This window comes from Nocardia sp. NPDC055002, from assembly GCF_053608825.1.
On the sequence record NZ_JBSGWE010000013.1, the window covers coordinates 1 to 20843 of the forward strand.

Below are 20843 nucleotides of genomic sequence, written 5' to 3' on the forward strand. Positions count from 1 at the left end.
GGCCGCCCCCGTCTTGGCCAGCGCCCACACGGCGACCACCGATTCCAGCGACCTGGTGAGCGCGAGCACGACGAAGATCTCGGGCCCGATCCCGCGGCGGAGCAGGACCCGGGCGAACCGGTTGGACCAGGCATCGAGGTCGCCGTAACTCATCCGCAGCTCGCCCGAGCTGACCGCGATCGCAGTGGGATCGATGCGCGCGCCGGCCGTGAGGATGTCGGGCAGCGTGCGCATCGGCAAGGGCGGTGGCCCGTGGACCGGTGCCAGCGTGGCCAGTTCCGCGTCGCTGCAATTTCGCAGTTGCGAGACCAGGGCGTGCGGATTCTCGGCGAGCTGGGCGAGCACCCGGACGAACCGGTCCAGGAGTGTCTGTGCCGCAGCGGGTTCCAGCTGATCGGCCATGAACTTCACCGTGATGCGCAAGGCGTCGCCCGCACCGGCCTCGCCGCGCAGCGGAATCACCATGAGGTTCAACGGGTACGGCGTGGCGTCGGTGCCCTCGACATCGAGCACCCGCATGCCCGCGATGTCCAGGGCCTGCGACAGCGCCTCCCGATCGATGGGGTAGGACTCGAAAACAGTGAGGGTGTCGAACAATTCGGCCAGCCCGGCAACGCGGTGGATGGCGGCGAGACCGACGTGCTGGTGGTCCATGAGCCGCGCCTGCTCGGCCTGCACACGGGCCAGCAGGTCGCAGACCTTCTCCGACGGATCCAGCGTCACCCGCACCGGGACGGTGTTGATGAACAGCCCGACCATCTCCTCGACACCGGGCAGCTCCGGCGGCCGGCCGGACACCGTGGCGCCGAACACCACATCGGTGCGACCGGTGAGCATGGCCAGCAGTAGCGACCAACCGGCCTGGACCAGCGTGTTCACGGTCGCACCCGCTTCTCTGGCCGCGGATTCGAGTACCGCGACCGTGGCGCAGGACAGATCGTGCGAGAGCATCGCGGTCTCGGTCGACTCGATGCCGACGAGGGTGGGGACGGCGCGGGTCGGCGTGTCGATCCCGGCCATGGCCTGTTTCCACGCCGACAGCGACGCCTCCGCATCCTGGTCTCCGAGCCAGGACAGGAAGTCGCGGTAGGACGGGGCGGGCGGCAACATCGACGCGTCGCCCGCGGTGACGTACAGGGTGAGCAGCTCCCGCACCAGCAGCGGCGTCGACCAACCGTCCAGCACCAGATGGTGATTGGTCATGACGAGCCGGAACGTTTCCTCGCCGGTCCTGACCAGGGTGAAGCGGAGCAACGGGGGCCGGGTCAGGTCGAAGCGGGTCAGCGCGTCGAGCTCGATCACTCGATCGAGCTCGCGAGCTCGCTGGTCTTCGTCGGCGATCCCGGTGAGATCTACTTCTTCCCAGCGGATCTCGGCGGCGGACAGGACGAGTTGACGAGGGCCGTCGTCGGTCTCGACGAAGGCCACACGCAGGTTCTCGTGCCGGTCGACGAGCGCCTGCGCGGCACCGCGCAGCCGGGTGGCGTCGACCGTGCCCGCGAGGGTGAGCAGCGATTGGACCGTGTAACCGTCGGCGGTGTCGGAGTCGTAGAGCGCGTGGAAGAGCAGGCCGTATTGCAGCGGCGAGAGCGGCCAGACGTCGGTGAGCGTCGGGTAGGCGTGCTCCCAGCGCTCGATCTGCGGCTGATCGACCGTGACGAGCGCGAAATCCGAGGGAGTGCGGCCACCCGCGTCGCCGGTTGCGGCATGGGTGACGAGTGCCCGCAGGGCCTGCGACCACAGCGCTGCCAACTCGCGCACGTCGGCCTCGTCGAGCAGTCTGCTCGCGTAGGCCCAGGTGACTTCCAGTCCGGCATCGGTCAGCACCGCGTTGATGTCGACGACGGCGGCCAGCGGGGCCCGGTCGTCGTTGGTCGCGGCGAAGCGCCGCGGTACCCAGGGATCGTCGCCGGTCACCGCCCTGCCGAGATAGTTGAAGCTCAGCTGGGGTGTCGGCGCGTCGGCCAGTGCCGCGGCGGACTCGTCGTTCAGATAGCGGAGCAAGCCGAAGCCGACACCGCGATCGGGGACCGACCGCAACTGCTCCTTGGCTGCCTTGATCGCCGAACCCGCCGCACGGCCACCGGCGAACGCGTCGCCGAGATCGATCCCGGTCAGGTCGAGCGCGACCGGGTACACGCTGGTGAACCAGCCGACCGTGCGCGCGACATCGGCGCCGGGCAGCAGGGATTCGTCGCGGCCGTGGCCCTCCAGCGTCAGCAGGGCACCGGTCCGGTCACGCCATCGGCACACGGCCATGGCGAGCGTGGCCAGCAGCACATCATCAGCGCCGCAATGGAACTGTTCGGGCACGCCGTGCAAGACGGCCTGCGCGACATCGGAAGGCACCGTCGACTGCCACTGCGCCATCGTGGCGACCACGTCGAGGGCGGGGTCGAAGGCGCAGGGGACCGAAACGGTCTCCGCCACCGAGTCGGACAGCTCGGAGCCGGCAGCCGGCGAGGCGACCTGTGCCGTGTCGCCGGACCGATCGGAAGTAGCCGAGGTGGCCCTCGCGCTGTCGGCGCTCCGACGGCCGGTGCGGGCGAACGGCGGGTCGGGCGTGGCCAGGATTCGCTGCCAGATCGGCAGTTCGTCGAGACGTGTCGCGGCGTTCTCGGGCTGGCCGTGCGCCCACCGGCGGAAGGAGGTGCCGACCTGGTCGAGCGCGCCGCCGAAGGACGCGGTCGCCAAGTCCGGCAACAGGATTCGCCAGGATATGCCATCGGTGACCAGGTGATGCAGGACCAGCCAGCACAGTGGGGCGGCGTCGGCGCGTTCGATCAACACGAACCGGGCAACGACGCCCGCGGTGGGATCGAGCAGGTCCGCGGCGTTCTGCAGGGCGCGCTCGACCGTGTCCTCGGTGTCGGCCCGGGTCACCTCGATCAGATCCTCGGCGTCGACCGAACCACGCTCGGCCACCACCCATTCCCAGCCGTCGGCGGTCGGTCGCAGTGACGAACGAAGGAGATCGTGGTGCTCGAGCAGGACCTGTAGCGCCGCCGCGAGCCGGAGGCGGTCGAAACCGTCGGGCAGCCCGATCAGGACGGCCTGCCCATAGCGGCCCCAGGTGTCCGGGTGCTCGACCATCGCGTGCACGATCGGGGTGAGCTCTACCGCGCCGACCCCGCCGCCGGGCAGCTCGTCCACCACGGGTACCTGGGTGTCGTCGGCGACAGCGGCCAGCGCGGCGACGGTCTTGCGTTCGAAGACGTCGCGGGCGCTGAACGAGATACCGGCGGCCTTCGCCCGCGAGACCAGCTGGATCGACACGATGCTGTCGCCACCGAGCGCGAAGAAGCTGTCGTCGACACCGACGGTGTCGAGTCCGAGCACCTCGGCGAACAGGGCTGCCAAGGCTTCCTCGCGCGGCGTGGACGGTGCCCGGCTCACGACGGTGCGGGCACCGAAGTCCGGTGCGGGCAATGCCTTTCGGTCCACTTTGCCGAGCGGTGTCAGCGGCACCCGGTCGAGCACCATCACGACGGCGGGCACCATATAGGCCGGAAGCGTCTCGCCGACAGCGGCTTTGACCGCCTCGGGATGGACATCGGCACCCGGTTCGGCCGTGACATAGGCGACGAGCGCGGTGGCGCCGGTCGGCGACTCGACACCGAGCGTGATCGCGAAGTCGATCTCGGGAAGCCGCTGCAACGCGGCATCGATCTCGCCGAGTTCGATCCGGTAGCCGCGCACCTTCACCTGGAAGTCGCTGCGCCCCTGGTATTCCAGGGTGACGCGGCCCTCGGTGTCGGTCCAGCGCACCAGATCGCCGGTGCGATACATCCGGTCGCCGGGTGCGTGCGGATTCGCCACGAACCGGCTCGCGGTCAAGCCGCTGCGCCGGTGGTAACCGCGCGCGACACCGGGGCCCGCGAGGTACAGCTCACCCACGGTGCCCGCCGGTACCGGACGCAGCCACGGGTCGAGGACCAGGCCGGAGACGCCACCGACCAGGCTGCCGATCGTCACCGGGGCGCCGGGCACCAGTGGTTCGCTCAGGGTGGTGGTGATGGTCGTTTCGGTGGGGCCGTACCCGTTGATCAGCGAGCGACCGGCCCATTTCGCCACCAGTTCCGGCGGGCACGCGTCACCGCCGACCACGATCGTGCGCAGGTCGGGCAGCGTCACCGGGTCGAGTGAACCGACAACCGCCGGGGTGACGTTGAGATGGGTGACGCGGTGGGTGCGCAGCACGCGCGCCATGTCCTCACCCGCGTAGGCCGACGGCGGGACCACCGCGAGGGTGGCACCGGCGGCCAGGGTCACCACGATCTCTTCGACCGAGATGTCGAAGCTCGGCGAGACCGCATGGGCGACAACAGAGGCCGGCTCGACCCCGAACCCGGCTCCCGAACTCGCCGCGAGGTTCGCCAGGCCGCGATGCGAGACCAGCACGCCCTTGGGCAGTCCGGTCGACCCGGAGGTATAGATGACGTAGGCGACCTGATCCGGCGCGATCGCGGCAGTGCGGTCGGCATCGGTGATCGGCGCGGGGTCATGGGTGGCGAGTTCCGCGGTGGTGGCCGCGTCGTCCAGCGAGAGCCAATCGACCTTGTCGGGCAGGGACTTTCGTACCTCGTCGACCGTCAAGCCGGTGACGACTCCGCTGTCGTCGATCATGTGCTCGATGCGATCGTCGGGGTAGGTCGGATCGACGGGCACGAACGGCGCACCGGTCTTGGCCACCGCGATGGTGGCGAGCACGGACTCCGCGGACCGCGGAATCGACAGTGCTACCGCGTGTTCAGGCCCCGCACCGGCGGCGATCAGCAGGCGGGCCAGGCGATTCGTGTAGTCGTCGACCTCGCGATAACTCAGTGTGTCGTCGGCCCCCCAGCGCAGCGCCACCGCGTCCGGGTCGAGCGCGGCGCCCGCCGCGAGGATCTCGGGCAGGGTGCGCGTCGCGACGCCGGCCGGGCCGCGCGCGGGCACCGAGGCCGCCTGCTCGGCCTCCGAGAGAACGGGCACCGTCGACAGCGGGGCGTCCGGTCCGGCGACGAGGAACCGGTGCAGGAACAGCAGGAATCGTTCGTGATGGCCCGCCAGGTCGGCGTCGCTGTACAGGTTCGCGTTGCCCTGCAGGTCGATGTGGGTGCTCTCGCCGCCGACGCCCGGGTACAGGTTGACGAACAGGTCGTCGATCAGGCCGGAGGTGAGCACGTGGAGCCGCCCGACGACCGGGCCCAGCGCGATCTTGGTGTCCACCATCATGAGATTCACGGCGGGACCGAACGACGCCGCCTCGTCCATCGCCCAGCCGAGATCGCGGACGATGTCCTCCTGGCGGTAGCGCTGGCGTCGCAGCGCACCGGTCAGCTCGCTCTGCACGGCGAGAATCGCCGCCCCGACGGTGGTGGTGGGGTCGAGTCGCACGCGCAGCGGCACGACATTGGCGAGCATGCCGCCCGAACGACGCAGGGTCGCCGAGGTCCGTGCGGAGACCGGCAGGCTCAGCACCACTTCCGGCGCGCCGGTCATCGCGGCGAGATAGGCGCCGAAGGCCGCGACCACGGTCGGCGCGACACCCGAATTCACCGAGGCCGCGACCGAATCCAGCAGGGCTCCGGTCTCGGCGGGCAGCGCGCCCGATACCCGGTTGGGGTGGGCGTCGACCTCGGCGTCGCGGCCGGCGAGCGTCACCGGGTCCGCCAGCGCGGCCAGGTGCTCGCGCCAGTACTCGCGGTCGGTGGTGAAACGGCCGGAGGTGCGGTACGCCAGATCGGCATCGACGATCTTCTGCAAGGGCTCGGCCTTGGTGGCCGGGGGCTCACGGCCGTCGAAGGCGGCGTTGTAGAGCTCGCCGACGCGCTGTACCAGCGCCAGCGCGCCCATCCCGTCCAGCACGATGTGGTGCATGCGCGCGTACCAGAACCAGCGATCCTCGGCGACACGCAGCAGGGCGATGCGGACTAATCGGTCGTGCATCACATCCAGAGGTGCGGTGTACTCGGCGCGCATCCACGCGTGCGCGGCCGCTTCCGGGTCGGGGCGGTCACGCAGATCCAGTTCGGCGACGTCGTCGTCGAGGGTCAGGTCGACGACCTGATGGGGGTGGCCGTCGATATCGACCAGCCGCAGATAGCCGGTACCGAATTCACGACCGGTCCGCTGGACCGCGTCGATCAGCAGCGCGAGGTCGACCGCGCCGGACAGCTCCACGTACTGGGCGATGGAGATGGGGGTATCGCCCGCGATGTGCTGGGCGAACCAGATGCCGCGCTGGGCGGCCGACAGGGGAAAAGGGCCTTCGGGTGCGACGGCATCCGACGCATGCGAAGAGGACTGGATCATGAGCGAACCTGCGTTCTCATGTCTGGAGCTGGGCGTTCACCTCTGGTTCCCGACCGTCGGGTAGCTACCTGGTAGGTAGTACCCGCCGTTGCGTACTGCGCTCTATGTTCATTCTGAACCTGTATCGAGCGCATCGGAATGGGTTCAGCAGACTGCGCGCAGTTCCGTGGCCGCCAGCGGCGCGTCGGAGGTGACCAGATAGCGCTGCAGGGTCGAGCGCTCGTCGAGCACCAGCCAGTCGGCGCCGTCGCCGAGTTCGCCCCGGCGGGCCCTGGTGGTGATCCCGAATCCGGCGCCGTGGGCGGTGGACGCGCCCTCGATCGGCGACACCGGGATCGCACCGATCTTGCGCACCGCGGCCTCGGCGACGACCGACTCGATCCGGGGGTCGACAGCGAGGGCGATCCGGTCGCCGGCGTCGGCGCCACGGGTGAGCAGGAGCCGGGCCAGGCGGTTCGCCCAACGGTCCAGATCGGCGTCGGCGAGGTGACCGGCGACCGGCGCGGCGGAGCGGCTGCGCATCGGGATGACGTTGTCGGCGGGTGCGGTGACCAGGGTGCTCATCGTGTTCCCCTTCGAAGGCTTGACGGGTGTCTGTGGGTACACCTCTAATCTCGTCTTCGGGAGGGGGATCCGACAGCAACCCCAGCGTTGGTGCGCCGACTCCCAGGGGGACCGATTACCACCCCTGGGTGGGCGAACCCCGGCGGCGGCAGCCTCGTGCGCGCGCCACCGGCCGCCGTGGGTTTCGCCTCAGCGGGCGTTTCCGCCGATGCTGAAATGCGCGCCGGTGGGGTCGATCAGGCCGGCGAGGCGGCCGTAGGGGGTGTTCATCGGTTCGAAGGCGACGGTGCCGCCGAGGGCGACCGCTTGTTCGGCGGACTTGTCGACGTCGTCGGCGCCGAAGAAGACCGTCCACGAGCCGGGTACGCCGTCGGCGAGATGGCCGTTGGCGTCGAGGATGCCGCCGCCCATGGGCGGGGTCGCGTGGATGGTGGTGTAGCGGAAGTCCGCGGTGTCGGCGATGGTGAGGGTGTCGCGCCAGCCGAAGATGTCGCGGTAGAAGACCAGGGACTCGTCGTAGGCGCGGGTGATCAGCTCGAACCAGGACGGGACGCCGATGTGGTCGGTCCATGTCCCGTCGGCGACGATGCCGACCGCTTCGAAGCCCGCGAAGGTGTCGGCTTGCCAGACGCCGACGCCGATACCGCTGACATCGGCGATCACCGCCATCGCACCGAGATCGCCGACCGCCATCGGTTCGACGATGACATTGCCGCCCGCTCGACTCACCTTCGCCGTCGTCGCGAGGGCGTCGGGGGAGTTCAGGTAGACGGTCCAGCGATCGGGGTACGGGTCGCCCGGATCGTCGTGCCGACCCATCGCACCGGCCACGGCTCGGCCGTCCTTGCGCAGGGTGGTGTAGCCGCCGAACTCCTCGCCGCCGCGTTCGGCGGTCCAGCCGAACAATTCGCCGTAGAAGGCGATCGCGCGGTCGAGATCAGTGGTGTAGAGGTCGACCCAGGTGGGATCACCGGGCTTCGGGCTGAACGACATGACTTCTCCTCGGCTGAAGGGGTAGCGCGATAGAGACGCTGGCATGTTCGCGCGTCGGCATCGATCATGACGCGCCGACCGCCGAAAAGTCATCGCCGACAACCGTTGCACCCACGCGACCTGCGGAGGAAGATCGGGATCGCGAACTACGGCGCGCCGAATACGACACAGAGTAGGACCCGCGCGGAATGCTGCGGCAGCACGGTTTACGATTCACTCCAACGCATGTCTGCTGCTGTCCGTCATGGAGGCGCGGCCGACGCTGCGAGTGACGTACAGGCATCTTCAGGAGGATCAGTGACTGCGGTAGAGCCCAGGCCAGTCCCTCAGTTGGAAGCGACTCGACCGTATCCGGCCCGGACCGGGCCGAAGGGCTCGTTCCTCTACAAGGCGGTCACCACCACCGACCCCAAGGTGCTCGGCACCATGTACCTGGTCACGGCGATCAGCTTCTTCATGATCGGCGGCCTCATGGCGCTGCTCATGCGTGGTGAGCTCGCACGTCCGGGTCTGCAGTTCCTCTCGCCCGAACAGTTCAACCAGCTGTTCACCATGCACGGCACGATCATGCTGCTGTTCTACGCGACGGCGATCGTGTTCGGCTTCGCCAACATCGTCCTGCCGCTGCAGATCGGCGCCCCCGACGTCGCCTTCCCGCGACTGAACGCGTTCAGCTACTGGCTGTACCTGTTCGGTGCCTCCATGGCGACCGCGGGCTTCGTGACCCCCGGCGGCGCGGCGGACTTCGGCTGGACGGCTTACGTGCCGCTGACCGACATCCTGCACTCGCCCGGTGTCGGCACCGACCTGTGGATCCTGGGTCTGGCCGTCTCGGGTCTGGGCACGATCCTCGGTGGCGTCAACATGCTCACCACCGTGGTCTGCCTGCGCGCACCCGGTATGACCATGTTCCGCATGCCGATCTTCACCTGGAACATCGCGGTCACCTCCGTGCTGGTGCTGCTCGCGTTCCCGCTGCTCACCGCGGCGCTGTTCGGTCTGGCCTACGACCGCCACCTGGGCGGCCACATCTACGATCCGGCCACCGGCGGCATCCTGCTCTACCAGCACCTGTTCTGGTTCTTCGGCCACCCCGAGGTCTACATCATCGCGCTGCCGTTCTTCGGCATCGTGTCGGAGATCTTCCCGGTGTTCAGCCGTAAGCCGATCTTCGGTTACACCACGCTGGTCTACGCGACGCTGGGTATCGCGGCGCTGTCGATCGCGGTGTGGGCGCACCACATGTACGCCACCGGCGCGGTGCTGCTGCCGTACTTCTCCTTCATGACCTTCCTCATCGCGGTCCCGACCGGTGTGAAGTTCTTCAACTGGATCGGCACCATGTGGCGCGGTCAGCTGACGTTCGAGACACCGATGCTGTGGTCGATCGGCTTCCTGGTGACCTTCCTCTTCGGTGGTCTGTCGGGCGTCATCCTGGCCTCGCCGCCGCTGGACTTCCACGTCACCGACTCGTACTTCGTCGTCGCGCACTTCCACTACGTGCTCTTCGGCACCATCGTGTTCGCGACCTTCGCGGGTATCTACTTCTGGTTCCCGAAGATCACCGGTCGCATGATGGACGAGCGTCTGGGCAAGTGGCACTTCTGGACCACCTTCGTCGGCTTCCACACCACCTTCCTGGTCCAGCACTGGCTGGGCGCCGAGGGCATGCCGCGTCGCTACGCCGACTACCTGCCGTCCGACGGTTTCACCACGCTGAACACGATCTCCACGATCGGTGCGTTCATCCTGGGCTCGTCGATGCTGCCGTTCATCTGGAATGTCTTCAAGAGCTTCCGCTACGGCGAGGTCGTCACGGTCGACGACCCGTGGGGCTACGGCAACTCCCTCGAGTGGGCCACCACCTGCCCGCCGCCGCGCCACAACTTCTACGAGCTGCCGCGGATCCGGTCCGAGCGTCCCGCGTTCGAGCTGCACTACCCGCACATGGTCGACCGCATGAAGGCCGAGGCGCACGTCGGCTGGGGCTCGGGTAAGCACAGCACGCACGTGTCCGAAGGCGCGCTCGCGAAGAAGTAGGACACCACCGAACGACAGGGTGTGCACCTGCTGGGTGACCAGCGGGTGCACACTCTTTTTGTGGGTAATCGAACGGAGCAGATCGACTTGGCCGACACCACAGTTCTCGTGACCGTCACCGGCCCCGACCGACCAGGCGTCACCTCGGTGCTGCTGGCGACGTTGTCCCGGCATCAGGTGAGCTTGCTGGACGTGGAGCAGGTGGTCATCAGGGGTCGCCTCACCCTCGGGGTGCTGGTGTCGTGCCCCAACGACCCCGAGGCGTTGCAGGACGAGCTCGAAGAGGCGATGAACACCGTCGGCATGCAGGTCGACGTGTCGGTCGACGCGCAGATCGGCAAGCCGCCGATGTCCACGCACGCGGTCGTGGTGCTCGGCGCCCCGGTCACCGCGAAGGCCTTCAGCGCCATCTCGCGTGAACTCGCCACCGGTGGCGCCAACATCGACTCCATCCGTGGCATCGCCGACTACCCGGTGACCGGGATGGAACTGATGGTCACCGCGACCGACACCAGCGACGAAGGCGACGCGCGGCTGCGCACCGCACTGGCCGAGGTGGCCGTCGCCGAACAGGTCGACATCGCGGTGGAACGGGCCGGGCTGGCCCGCCGCGCCAAGCGCCTGATCGTGTTCGACGTCGACTCCACCCTGATCACGGGCGAAGTGATCGAGATGCTGGCCGCGCACGCCGGCGTCGAAGACCAGGTCCGCGAGGTCACCGAGGCCGCGATGCGCGGTGAGCTCGACTTCGCCGAATCGCTGCGTCAGCGAGTGGCCACCCTCGAGGGCCTCGACGAGTCGGTGATCGAGGAGGTCGCCGACCGGATCGAGCTCACTCCGGGCGCGCGCACCACGATTCGTACCCTGCGCAGGCTCGGCTTCCGCTGCGGCGTGGTCTCCGGTGGGTTCCGGCAGGTGATCGAGCCGCTCGCGCACGAGCTGGAACTCGATTTCGTGCAGGCCAACACCCTGGAGATCGTCGACGGCAAGCTCACCGGGCGGGTCGTCGGCGAGATCGTCGACCGGGCGTTCAAGGCGACCGCGCTGCGCAAGTTCGCCGCCGAGGCGGGGGTGCCGATGGAGCAGACCGTCGCGGTCGGTGACGGCGCGAACGACATCGACATGCTCAACGCGGCCGGGCTCGGCGTGGCGTTCAATGCCAAGCCCGCGCTGCGCGAGGTGGCCGACACGGCGCTGTCGCACCCCTACCTGGACGCGGTGCTGTTCATCCTCGGCGTCACCCGCGACGAGGTGGAAGCGGCCGACGCGCGTGACGGTGGCGTGCGACGGGTTCCGCTGCTCGGCCGGTAGCGTCACGCGGAATCGCGACCTCACCGACGTAGAGTGACGGCACAGGCACGTCGTCACCGCTCGTCACCGGGAGGTTGTTTGTGCGCAGGTCATTGCTCGTCCTGGTCGCCCTGGCGGGGCTCGGCGGATCGACCGCCGCATGCGGTGGCGACGAGACCGAACCGTATGACGTCACCCTCCAGCCGACCGCCGTCGCGCAGTCCGCGGCCGATCCGCTGACGATCGAGCTGCCTGCCAACGGCAGCACGGTCGTGGCGACAGTGGGCCAGCGCCTGTTGGTGCGCCTGCCGCGGGATCCCGCGTCGACCGGCGAGTGGGGGATGGTCAACGCCGAGAAGGGCATCCTGATCACCGACGGTGGGCCGACCAGTGAGGGCAACGCCACGGTGTGGCCGTTCCGGGCGATCGAACGGGGGGTGACCTCGCTGCAGTTCACGTACGGGCCGGCCAGCGAACCATCGATCGGCCCCGAGCCGACCTTCATGGTGGATGTCCGGGTGATCTGAGCCCGGTCGGCGCGAGACCACCCTTGTCCCGGGGAAAGGCCCGGGAAGGCCACGCGCCCGCACTATTAGGCTGGCGGGCGGACTGGTGTCGATCGAACGGGTGTTGTGGCATGGGTAGTGGGTTGGAAACCGAGGAAGAGGCCGAGGTCCCGGTCCGCGACGAAGCGGCCGAATTCGCCGCTCGGCACGCGGAATTGGCGCAGGGCTACGGCGGCGGCGGTGACCCCGACGATCCGGCGATGGTGCAGGCGATGCAGATGGTGTTGCACATTCCCAAGGCTGACCCGCCCGCCCGCAGCGCACTGCTGGAAGCGGCCGCCGCCGCGGCGGTCGCGGTGTGCCTCGACCCGCGTTCGGGGCCCGGCGGGGAGTGGGAGCCGCGGTACCTCGCGTGGAAGCGGTCGCGGATCAGGAAGGTCGCCCGGCGGGCGCGTGGTGCGCAGTGGGTGGCCGCGGGAGACGTCGACGGGGTGACCGTCGAGGTCGACGGCGCGCAGGCCCGTGCGTTCGTTCCCGGCCCGGTCGGGGAGATCGATCAGCGCATCCGCAAACTCCAGATCGGCGGAACCGATCTCGACCACGACGAGCCGGGCCCGGCGGATCCGGCATCGCCGGTGCTGTGGGTGAACGCGGCGCTGGAGATGTCGGTGGGCAAGGCGGCCGCACAGGTCGGGCACGCGAGCATGCTGCTGGCGGGTGCGCTGCCCGTGGCCGCGGCGGCCGCGTGGGCGGAGCGCGGATTCCGCTGCGCGGTGCGCGACGCCGGCGAACAGCAGTGGGCGGGGTTGGTGGCCGAGGTGGCGGCGGGTCGTGCGGTGGCTGTGCGCGACGCCGGTTTCACCGAGGTGGCGCCCGGTTCGATGACGGTGATCGCGGTGCCGCCACGGCAGTGATCGCCGCGACACGCGCGACGCGAATCCGGCAGTTGGGTTGCGGTTTTCGCGACTCGCCGCGATAACGCGGTGTGGCGGCAGCGCCTCACGGGTATACGTAACCGACAGCCGTGCACGTCGAGGTACAGGGAGGTTCCGCGATGATGACGACGATTGTGGTGATCCTGATCGTCTGGGTTGTGCTGTCGGTGCCGGTCTCCTTCGTCGCCGCGCGGATGTTGCGCAGCGAAGTTCGCAGCCCGGGTGACCCGTCGACGACCAGGATCGACGAATCTCGCACGGGCCGGTCGCTGCGCTGAGAGCCCGCGTGGGCCAAGATGGAGCGCGTGTCGCAACCCGATCCCGATCTGCTCATCGACTTCTCCGATGTGACCATCCGTCGCTCGGGCCGAACCCTCGTCGGCCCGGTCTCCTGGCAAGTAGAGCTCGACGAACGCTGGGTGGTGCTCGGCCCGAACGGCGCGGGCAAGACCTCGCTGCTGAGAATGGCCGCCGCCGAACTCCATCCGACCTCCGGTAACGCGAATCTGTTGGGGGAGACGCTCGGTCGCGTCGACGTCAGCGAATTGCGGCCACGTATCGGACTGTCCTCGGCGGCGGTGGCCAGCCGCATCCCGGTGGACGAGAAGGTCAGTGACCTGGTGGTCTCGGCCGGCTACGCCGTGCTCGGCCGCTGGCGCGAACGCTACGAGGACATCGACACCGAACGCGCGGTCGACATGCTGGAAACCCTCGGCGCCGAACACCTTTCCGACCGTACGTACGGCACCCTGTCCGAAGGCGAACGCAAGCGGGTGCTCATCGCGCGCGCCCTGATGACCGATCCGGAACTGCTGCTGCTCGACGAACCGGCCGCGGGCCTCGACCTGGGCGGGCGTGAGGAACTCGTCGAACGGCTCGGCGATCTCGCCGCCGACCCCGACGCGCCCGCGATGGTGCTGGTGACCCACCACGTCGAGGAGATTCCGCCCGGCTTCACGCACGCGCTGCTCCTCAAGGAGGGGGAGGTGGTTGGCCAGGGTCTGCTGGGCGATGTACTCACCGCCGAGAATCTGAGCAACGCCTTCAGTCAGTCGATCGCGCTCGACCGGGTCGACGGGCGGTGGTTCGCGCGGCGGGCTCGTCGTTCGGGCGGGCACCGGCGCCGCAACTGAGCGTCGGCTCGCCGCACCGGCTCGCGGGCCGCGATTGCGTACCGACGGCCGGGCTGACCTGGCTGGGCGTCCGGTCGCCGGGAATCCCGGCTCACGGCCGACCAAGCGAGCGTTAGGGTGCTGACAGGGCTGCGCTCGAAGGAGACAGCCGGTCCGGTCGGCAGATCGGTGTTCGCCGGGCGTGCGGCTCGGTGGTGGAGAGGAACGATATGAGTGAGTCCGGGGTCTCCGTGCGGGACGCGTCGACCGTGATGCTGGTGCGTGACGGCGAGGCGGGTATCGAGGTGTTCCTGCAGCGCCGGGTCAAGGGGATGGCGTTCGCGGCCGGGGTGACAGTGTTCCCCGGCGGTGGCGTCGACGCCGCCGACGGCACTGCCGACATCGCCTGGACGGGCCCCGAACCCGCCTGGTGGGCCGAGCGTTTCGCCACCGACGAACAGACCGCGCAGGCGCTCGTCGCCGCGGCCGTGCGGGAGACGTTCGAGGAATGCGGCGTGCTGCTGGCCGGACCGACCGCGGATTCCGTCGTCGACGACTCGGCGCGCTATCGCGCGGCGCGCGGCAAGCTCGAGCGCCGCGAATTGTCGCTCGCCGACTTCCTCGCGGCCGAGGGCCTGGTGTTGCGCGCCGACCTGCTCCGTCCGTGGTCGAACTGGATCACGCCGGAGGCCGAACCCCGCCGCTACGACACCCGCTTCTTCGTCGCGGTGCTCCCGCAGGGCCAGATCGCCGACGGCGCCACCTCCGAGGCCGCCCAGGTGGCCTGGCGGACACCGCAGGACGCCCTGGCGAGCTGGCGGGCAGGCGAACACGTGCTGATGCCACCGACGTGGTCGCAGCTCGACGCCCTGTGCGGGTTCGCCGACACCGCGGCCGCGCTGGCCGCCGACCGCGTCGTCGAGCCGATCATGCCGAAGTACTCGCCCGGGGCGGGCGGGCGTCCGCTGTCGGACTTCCCCGACAACGAACGGTATTTCGACGAGCTGCCGCAATTGGGTGCACTCGGCGGCCGGTAGGTTGCTCCCATGGCCGAATTCGTGACCCTCGAGCTGCCCGCCGAGCCGACCACCCGTGGCGTCGCGCTGTTGCGCATCGATCGTCCGCCGCTGAACCTCGTCGACGCCCAGCTGGCCCGTGAGGTGGCGGCCGCGGCGGCCACGGTGGCCGAGCATCCCGGGGTCTCGGCCCTGATCGTCTACGGCGACGAGCGGGTGTTCAGCGCGGGCGACGAGATGTCGGAGCTGGCCGAGCTCGACGCCGGACAGGCCGCCGCCATGGCCGCCGATCTCCAGGCCGCGCTCGGCTGCCTCTCGCGGGTTCCGCAGCCGACGGTCGCCGCGATCACCGGCTACTGCCTCGGCGCCGGCCTCGAACTCGCGCTGGGCGCCGACCACCGGATCGTCGGCGACAACGTGAAACTCGGTCTGCCGCAGATCAAAGCGGGCCTGATTCCGCTCTCCGGCATCCGAAGGCTCTCGCTGCTCATCGGCGCGAGCCGGGCCAAGGATCTCGTCTACACCGGTCGTTTCGTCGGCGCCGAAGAAGCCGAGAAGATCGGCCTGGTCGATGAGGTCGTCGCGCCCGACGATGTCCTCACCGCGGCGCGTGCGTGGGCCGCGCAGTTCGTCACCGCCGCACCCCGCGCCCTCGCCGCGGCCAAGGCGGTTTTCGAGTCCGGGCCGCACGGCCATTCCACCGCTGTCACCGAATGGTCGGCGCTGTTCGACACCGACGACGCCCGCACCGGCACCCGCACCTTCGCCGCGGAAGGACCCAACGCCGCGACCTTCACGGGTCGCTAGCAACACCGCCGGAACCTGGGTTAACTTCGTGCGGGCCGGTGTTGTGAGAACCCGGGTAACATCCCAGCCATCCCGCGCTGAGGCGGTGCGAACCGGCCGTCCGGTCCGGTGGCGGCTCGCGCTCGTGGGAGTCCGGCGGCCGGTCGTGAGCGCAGGAAAGAGCAGTCTCTTGTCCCAGCAGCGGCGTGCCCGGGCGCACATATTAGGCTGGCCTGCATGACGGTCCATCCCGACGACCCGGCGCCGAACCCCCACGCCACCGCGGCCCAGGTCGAAGCAGCGCGCAAAGACACCAAACTCGCCCAGGTCCTGTACCACGACTGGGAAGCGGAGACCTACGACGACAAGTGGTCGATCTCCTATGACGAACGCTGTATCGCGTATGCGCGCGGCCGGTTCGACCTCGCCGTCGGCCCCGCTCCGCTGCCGTACGAGCGTGCGCTCGAGCTGGGCTGTGGCACCGGATTCTTCCTGCTCAACCTGATGCAGGGTGGCGTCGCCAAGTCCGGCTCGGTCACCGACCTCTCGCCCGGCATGGTGAAGGTCGCGCTGCGCAACGCCGAGCACCTCGGCCTCGATGTCGACGGTCGCGTCGCCGACGCCGAGACCATCCCGTACGACGACGACACCTTCGACCTGGTGTGTGGCCACGCCGTGCTGCACCACATCCCCGACGTGGAACTGGCGCTCAAGGAGTGCCTGCGCGTGCTCAAGCCGGGCGGACGCTTCGTGTTCGCCGGTGAGCCCACCACCATCGGCAACATCTACGCCCGTCGCCTCGGCCAGGCCACCTGGAAGGTGACCACCGAGATCACCAAGCTGCCGTTCCTGTCGGGCTGGCGTCGTCCGCAGACCGAACTGGACGAGTCGTCTCGCGCCGCCGCGCTCGAGGCCGTCGTCGACCTGCACACCTTCGACCCGAGCGATCTCGAGAAGATGGCGAAGTCGGCCGGTGCCGTCGATGTGAAGGCCACCACCGAGGAACTCGCCGCCGCCCTGTGGGGCTGGCCGGTGCGCACCTTCGAGGCCGCGGTCCCCGACGAGAAGCTGACCATGCCCTACCGCCTGGCGCAGTACCGCGCGTGGCTGGGCCTGAGCTGGCTCGACGAGAACGTGCTGCGCAAGGTCGTGCCGCGCGAGTTCTTCTACAACGCGATGATCACCGGCGTGAAGCCGGGCGCGGCGCAGAAGTAGGTGGGCTATCGCTTCGGCCGCGACGATGTCGCCTATCTCGGCAGCGCGGCAGGCCGTGCCGCGCTCGCCGAGGTCGACCGGCTGGAGCTGACGACCGCGACGCACCTGCGCGATATCGAGCAGGTGCGTCGTGCGCACGGTGCACTCGCGCCCGCCTTGATCGAGACGGTGCGGTTGCGCCGTAAGGCCGTGGTGAAGCTGCCCACGGCAGGGGAGTGGCTGTTCACCGACGACGCGCTGCAACAGGCGACGCCCGCGCTCGTCGCCCGGCATCGGGCGACCCGCCTGGCCGGCCGCGCGGTGCACGACGTGACCTGCTCGATCGGCGCGGAACTGTCCGAGTTGGCAGCGGCCTGTCCGACTGTGGTCGGCAGCGATCTCGACGACGTCCGCTTGGCCATGGCCGCCCACAATCTCGGGGTGGGGCCGGTATCGGCGGTGGACCGCGGCCCGGTGACCGGTTCGGATGCCGCCCCGTCAGCGGCTGGTAGTCGAAACATCGTGTTGGCCAGGGCCGATGCCCTCGTACCGACCACGCGCGACACCGTGATCATCGCCGATCCGGCTCGTCGGGCCGACGGCCGTCGCACCTACGATCCCGCGAAACTCCAACCCCCACTTCCGGATCTGCTCGCCGCCTACGCGGGCCGCGATCTCGCCGTGAAGTCCGCACCCGGCCTGGATTTCGACCGCCTCGGCTGGGACGGTGAGGTGGAGATCGTCTCTCTCGACGGTGCCGTCCGCGAAGCCTGCCTCTGGTCGCCCGGCCTCACCGAGCCCGGCGTCACCCGCCGCGCCACCGTCCTGACTTCCCACGGCGGCGCGACAACGCTCACCGACGCCGCCCCCGACGACATCCCCGACCGCGCCCCCGGCGACTGGATCGTCGACCCCGACGGCGCCGTCGTCCGTGCGGGCCTGGTCCGTCACTACGCCGCGAAACACGGCCTCTGGCAACTGGACCCACAGATCGCCTATCTCACCGGCGACACGGTTCCCACGGGCATGCGGGGCTTCCGCATCGAGGACCGTTTCGAACTCCGCGAGAAGACCCTCCGCCAGGAACTGAACCGCCGTGACTGCGGCTCCCTGGAAATCCTCATCCGCGGCGTCGACGTCGACCCCGATGGACTTCGCAAGAAGCTCAAGCAGCGCGGCTCGACGCCGTACACCCTGGTGATCACCCGCATCGGCCGCGCCGGCGTCGTCTTCCTCTGCCGAGCGGTCGCTCCCACCCGCTGACAGCGCGGCTATGGCCGGCCGCACCTGGTCACGGGTCAGGCTTCCATCTTCCTCACCACGCGCTGCACCGTGAGCCAGGTACGGGTGGTGATGTCCTTGCCGTAGATCTTCTCCAGGCGGGCCATGAAGTCAGGGGTCGCGCCGGTGCTGTTGTCGATGACGGTGAGGAAGGCGCGGGCCTTGCGGTCGTAGCCGATGACGCGGGTGAGGGGGTCGTCGTCGAAGGTCTTGGTGTCGGCTTCGCGCATCTTCGTCTTGAAGAAGGTGACGGTGAGATAGGAGCCGCGTTCGTGGGGGAGACCTTCGAAGGGGTCGCGGTCGAGGAGCGCGCGCAGTTCGGGATGGCTGCGGACGATGGTGCCGCCCGGGATGCCGAGTTCGGCGTTGAGTGCCTGCTGGATGCGATCTTCCAGGTCGGCGGGGTCGTCGGCGGTGCGGAAGACGACATTGCCGCTCGTGAGTACCGACGCGACCTTCTCGAAGCCCAGCCCCTCGAACACCCCGCGCAACTTCTCGTTGCGCATGTTCGGGTTGGTCGGCATGATCCCCCGCAGCAGCGCCGCATAGCTTTCCACGTCGCTGACCGTACCGACCCCCACCGACAGAAACCATCGCATCCGGCGGCCGTGTCAGCGCGATTCGGCCGATTCCCGCGAATCGGCCGAATCACCCGGGAGTCAGGACTGAGCGGCGGCGTTCTTCTTGCGCTCGATGTCGGCCAGCGCCGCCATGTAGGCCTCGCGCTCCTCGGCACTGGCATCCCAGGCGACCTTGCGGTTCTTCACAACCTTGGCGGGAGCGCCGACCGCGATGCTGTAGTCGGGGACATCGCCACGCACCACCGCGTGCGCGCCGAGCACGCAACCGCGTCCGACCCGGGTGTCGCGCAGGACGGTCACCTTCGCCGCGATCCAGGTGTCGGGGCCGATCCGCACGGGACTCTTCACGATGCCCTGATCCTTGATGGGCATGTTGATGTCGTCCATGCGGTGGTCGAAGTCGCAGATGTAGCACCAGTCGGCGACCAGGGTCGACTCACCGATCTCGATGTCGAGGTAGGTATTGACGACGTTGTCCTTGCCGAACACCACCTTGTCGCCGATCCGCAGCGAGCCCTCGTGGCAGCGCAGGGCGTTGCCGTCGCCGATGTGCACCCACCGGCCGATCTCCATGCGCGCGAGTTCCGGGGTCGCGTGGATCTCCACATTGCGGCCGAGGAACACCATTCCGCGCAGCACGATATGCGGGTTGGCCAGGCGGAACTTGGCCAGCCGGTAGTAACGCACCAGGTACCAGGGGGTGTAGGCGCGGTTGGCGAGCACCCAGCGCAGCGAATCCCTGGTCAGAAATCGGGCCTGCTGCGGATCGCGGCGGCGTGATCCACGCCAGCGCGCGCTCAGTGGCGCGCCCCACATGCTCGTCACGAACTACTCTCCCGTCATGATCGCACCGGGCGTGCCCCGGGGATTCGGTCGTCGGGTACACAGAGTACTTTCGCAGGGCACACTTACCGTGCCATACCCCGATTACACAGGGAGATCAGCAGGTGCGAACTCGGACTCGCGTCGTTGCCTCGCTCGCTGCCGCCGGTGTGGTGGCGCTGGCCGGGTGCGGCACGGATGTGGACGACATCACGGTCGGCGCCGGAAAAGGCTGGCCCGCAACGCATCACGATGGCAGCAACGCGAGCGGCAGCCCGGTGCGGGGTGCGGACTCGATGTCGCTGAGCTGGTCACGTCCGGTGGGCGGCCCGATCGCCCAGCCGTTGACGATCGGCGCCGAGGGTCAGATGTTCGTCACCACGAGCACCGGTAACTGTGCGATCTTCTCGTTCCAGATGCTCACCGGCCGCAAACGCTTCTGCAACCCGCTCGGCCCGTCGACGATCGAAGCGCCGACCGTGCTCGACGGAGTCAGCAATGTGTACGTCGGTGACGACGGCGCGGTGAATTCGTTCAACTACCTCGGTCAGCCGCGATGGCGCACCCCGGTGGCGGGCGTGCCGGTGGCGATCCAGTTCACCGGTGACGGCAACGTGCTGACGGTGACGCAGTCCGGTCAGGTCGACGTGCTGAGCCGTCAGACCGGCGGCCGGGTGGTGCCGACCCTGCAGTTGCTCGGTGAACCCGACTTCCTGAAGTACCCCGGTCTCACCCGTCCCGCCTCCGGCGACGGGCTCGACGACTGCCGGACCGGTGGTCCCCGCTGCGCCGTCGCCAATACCACCGCCGTCGACCCGTCGACCGGGCGCTTCTTCGTCACCGTCTGGGAGCCGGGCAAGCAGGCCGCCGCGCTGCGCGCGATGCGCTACGCCGACGGCGCGGTGACCCAGGAGTGGAGCGCCGAGGTACTCACCGGCGGCAGCGCGACCAGCCCCTCCCTCTCCGCCGACGGCGGCACCGTCTACATCGGCGACAACAGCAAGCGCCTGATCGCCCTGAACACCACCGACGGCGCCACCCGCTGGACCCAGCCGTTGCCGTGGGCGCCGCAGGGCGGCATCTCCGTGGCGGGCGACCTGATCATCCCGGCGGGCGACGACGGCTACCTGACCGCGCTGCGCGACCAGGACGACAAGGCCGAGATCGTCTGGGAACGCAAGGACCTCGCCCTGCGTGGCACCCCGGCACACACCTCGGGCGACATCGGCTACACCGTCGCCGCCATCGGCGCGGGCCTGAGCCTCATCACCTTCGACACCACCACCGGCAACACCATCGACTCCGACCCCCTGCCGGCTGCCACCGGCACCACCACGGGCACCTCCATCGGTCCGGAAGGTGAAGTCGTCGTCGCCACCCGCCTCGGCGAGATCTTCGCTTTCACCCCGGACGCCTGAGTACCCGC

16 protein-coding genes are annotated in these 20843 nt (G+C 69.2%); 11 read left to right on the forward strand and 5 right to left on the reverse strand.

Going from position 1 to position 20843, the window contains the following annotated elements; translation table 11 throughout:
• From ACWF99_RS32290 to ACWF99_RS32300, 3 genes are all read right to left on the reverse strand, one after another.
• Positions 1–6297 (reverse strand): amino acid adenylation domain-containing protein (locus ACWF99_RS32290; RefSeq protein ID WP_452538234.1); only part of this gene is annotated, 6297 nt, incomplete at its 3' end.
• A 144-nt stretch (positions 6298–6441) separates the two neighbouring features.
• Complete coding sequence (locus tag ACWF99_RS32295) at positions 6442–6861, reverse strand: AMP-binding protein (RefSeq protein WP_378633226.1); 420 nt, start codon at positions 6859–6861, stop codon at positions 6442–6444.
• Between the two features lie 189 nt (positions 6862–7050).
• Positions 7051–7854, reverse strand: a complete 804-nt coding sequence (locus ACWF99_RS32300) for a VOC family protein (protein WP_378633228.1) — start codon at positions 7852–7854, stop codon at positions 7051–7053.
• Between the two features lie 297 nt (positions 7855–8151).
• On the opposite strand from ACWF99_RS32300, the gene ctaD reads away from it, so the two are divergent.
• From ctaD to ACWF99_RS32350, 10 genes are all read left to right on the forward strand, one after another.
• Entirely contained in the window at positions 8152–9894 is a 1743-nt protein-coding gene (gene ctaD, locus ACWF99_RS32305) for an aa3-type cytochrome oxidase subunit I (protein WP_378633231.1), read from the forward strand.
• A gap of 81 nt (positions 9895–9975) precedes the next feature.
• The gene (serB, locus tag ACWF99_RS32310; protein WP_378633477.1) at positions 9976–11205 is read left to right on the forward strand and encodes a phosphoserine phosphatase SerB; all 1230 of its coding nucleotides are present in this window, start codon (positions 9976–9978) and stop codon (positions 11203–11205) included.
• Between the two features lie 80 nt (positions 11206–11285).
• Positions 11286–11711 carry a hypothetical protein gene (locus tag ACWF99_RS32315; RefSeq protein ID WP_452538235.1) on the forward strand — a complete coding sequence of 142 codons (426 nt, stop codon included), beginning with the start codon at positions 11286–11288 and terminating at the stop codon, positions 11709–11711.
• A gap of 110 nt (positions 11712–11821) precedes the next feature.
• Positions 11822–12604, forward strand: a complete 783-nt coding sequence (locus ACWF99_RS32320) for a peptidyl-tRNA hydrolase (protein ID WP_378633235.1) — start codon at positions 11822–11824, stop codon at positions 12602–12604.
• Between the two features lie 140 nt (positions 12605–12744).
• Positions 12745–12903: a hypothetical protein gene (locus ACWF99_RS32325; protein WP_378633237.1), complete on the forward strand. Its 159-nt coding sequence runs from the start codon at positions 12745–12747 to the stop codon at positions 12901–12903.
• 18 nt (positions 12904–12921) lie between these two features.
• The gene (locus tag ACWF99_RS32330) at positions 12922–13758 is read left to right on the forward strand and encodes an ABC transporter ATP-binding protein (RefSeq protein ID WP_358063630.1); all 837 of its coding nucleotides are present in this window, start codon (positions 12922–12924) and stop codon (positions 13756–13758) included.
• Between the two features lie 209 nt (positions 13759–13967).
• A complete protein-coding gene (locus ACWF99_RS32335; RefSeq protein ID WP_378633240.1) occupies positions 13968–14774 on the forward strand; it encodes an NUDIX hydrolase in 807 nt (268 codons plus the stop codon).
• Positions 14775–14783: 9 nt separating this feature from the next.
• Complete coding sequence (locus tag ACWF99_RS32340) at positions 14784–15560, forward strand: enoyl-CoA hydratase-related protein (RefSeq protein ID WP_378633242.1); 777 nt, start codon at positions 14784–14786, stop codon at positions 15558–15560.
• A 216-nt stretch (positions 15561–15776) separates the two neighbouring features.
• Positions 15777–16754: a class I SAM-dependent methyltransferase gene (locus tag ACWF99_RS32345; RefSeq protein WP_101466273.1), complete on the forward strand. Its 978-nt coding sequence runs from the start codon at positions 15777–15779 to the stop codon at positions 16752–16754.
• Positions 16755–17996, forward strand: coding sequence for a THUMP-like domain-containing protein (locus ACWF99_RS32350; RefSeq protein WP_452538236.1), 1242 nt, complete (start codon positions 16755–16757; stop codon positions 17994–17996). It abuts the gene before it with no gap.
• A 35-nt stretch (positions 17997–18031) separates the two neighbouring features.
• Here ACWF99_RS32350 and ACWF99_RS32355 read toward each other — a convergent pair whose 3' ends face one another.
• Positions 18032–18571, reverse strand: coding sequence for a DUF1697 domain-containing protein (locus ACWF99_RS32355; RefSeq protein WP_452538237.1), 540 nt, complete (start codon positions 18569–18571; stop codon positions 18032–18034).
• A gap of 102 nt (positions 18572–18673) precedes the next feature.
• The gene (locus ACWF99_RS32360) at positions 18674–19420 is read right to left on the reverse strand and encodes an acyltransferase (RefSeq protein ID WP_378633250.1); all 747 of its coding nucleotides are present in this window, start codon (positions 19418–19420) and stop codon (positions 18674–18676) included.
• 122 nt (positions 19421–19542) lie between these two features.
• Here ACWF99_RS32360 and ACWF99_RS32365 point away from each other — a divergent pair, with 122 nt between their 5' ends.
• Positions 19543–20835: an outer membrane protein assembly factor BamB family protein gene (locus ACWF99_RS32365; protein ID WP_378633252.1), complete on the forward strand. Its 1293-nt coding sequence runs from the start codon at positions 19543–19545 to the stop codon at positions 20833–20835.
• The last annotated feature ends 8 nt before the right edge of the window (positions 20836–20843 follow it).

Bases quoted from the DNA above. Each gene is read 5' to 3' on its own strand.
- ACWF99_RS32295 (WP_378633226.1), bottom strand. From the start codon at position 6,861: ATGAGCACCCTGGTCACCGCACCCGCCGACAACGTCATCCCGATGCGC.
- ACWF99_RS32300 (WP_378633228.1), bottom strand. From the start codon at position 7,854: ATGTCGTTCAGCCCGAAGCCCGGTGATCCCACCTGGGTCGACCTCTAC.
- ACWF99_RS32320 (WP_378633235.1), top strand. From the start codon at position 11,822: ATGGGTAGTGGGTTGGAAACCGAGGAAGAGGCCGAGGTCCCGGTCCGC.
- ACWF99_RS32325 (WP_378633237.1), top strand. From the start codon at position 12,745: ATGATGACGACGATTGTGGTGATCCTGATCGTCTGGGTTGTGCTGTCG.
- ACWF99_RS32330 (WP_358063630.1), top strand. From the start codon at position 12,922: ATGGAGCGCGTGTCGCAACCCGATCCCGATCTGCTCATCGACTTCTCC.
- ACWF99_RS32335 (WP_378633240.1), top strand. From the start codon at position 13,968: ATGAGTGAGTCCGGGGTCTCCGTGCGGGACGCGTCGACCGTGATGCTG.
- ACWF99_RS32340 (WP_378633242.1), top strand. From the start codon at position 14,784: ATGGCCGAATTCGTGACCCTCGAGCTGCCCGCCGAGCCGACCACCCGT.
- ACWF99_RS32345 (WP_101466273.1), top strand. From the start codon at position 15,777: ATGACGGTCCATCCCGACGACCCGGCGCCGAACCCCCACGCCACCGCG.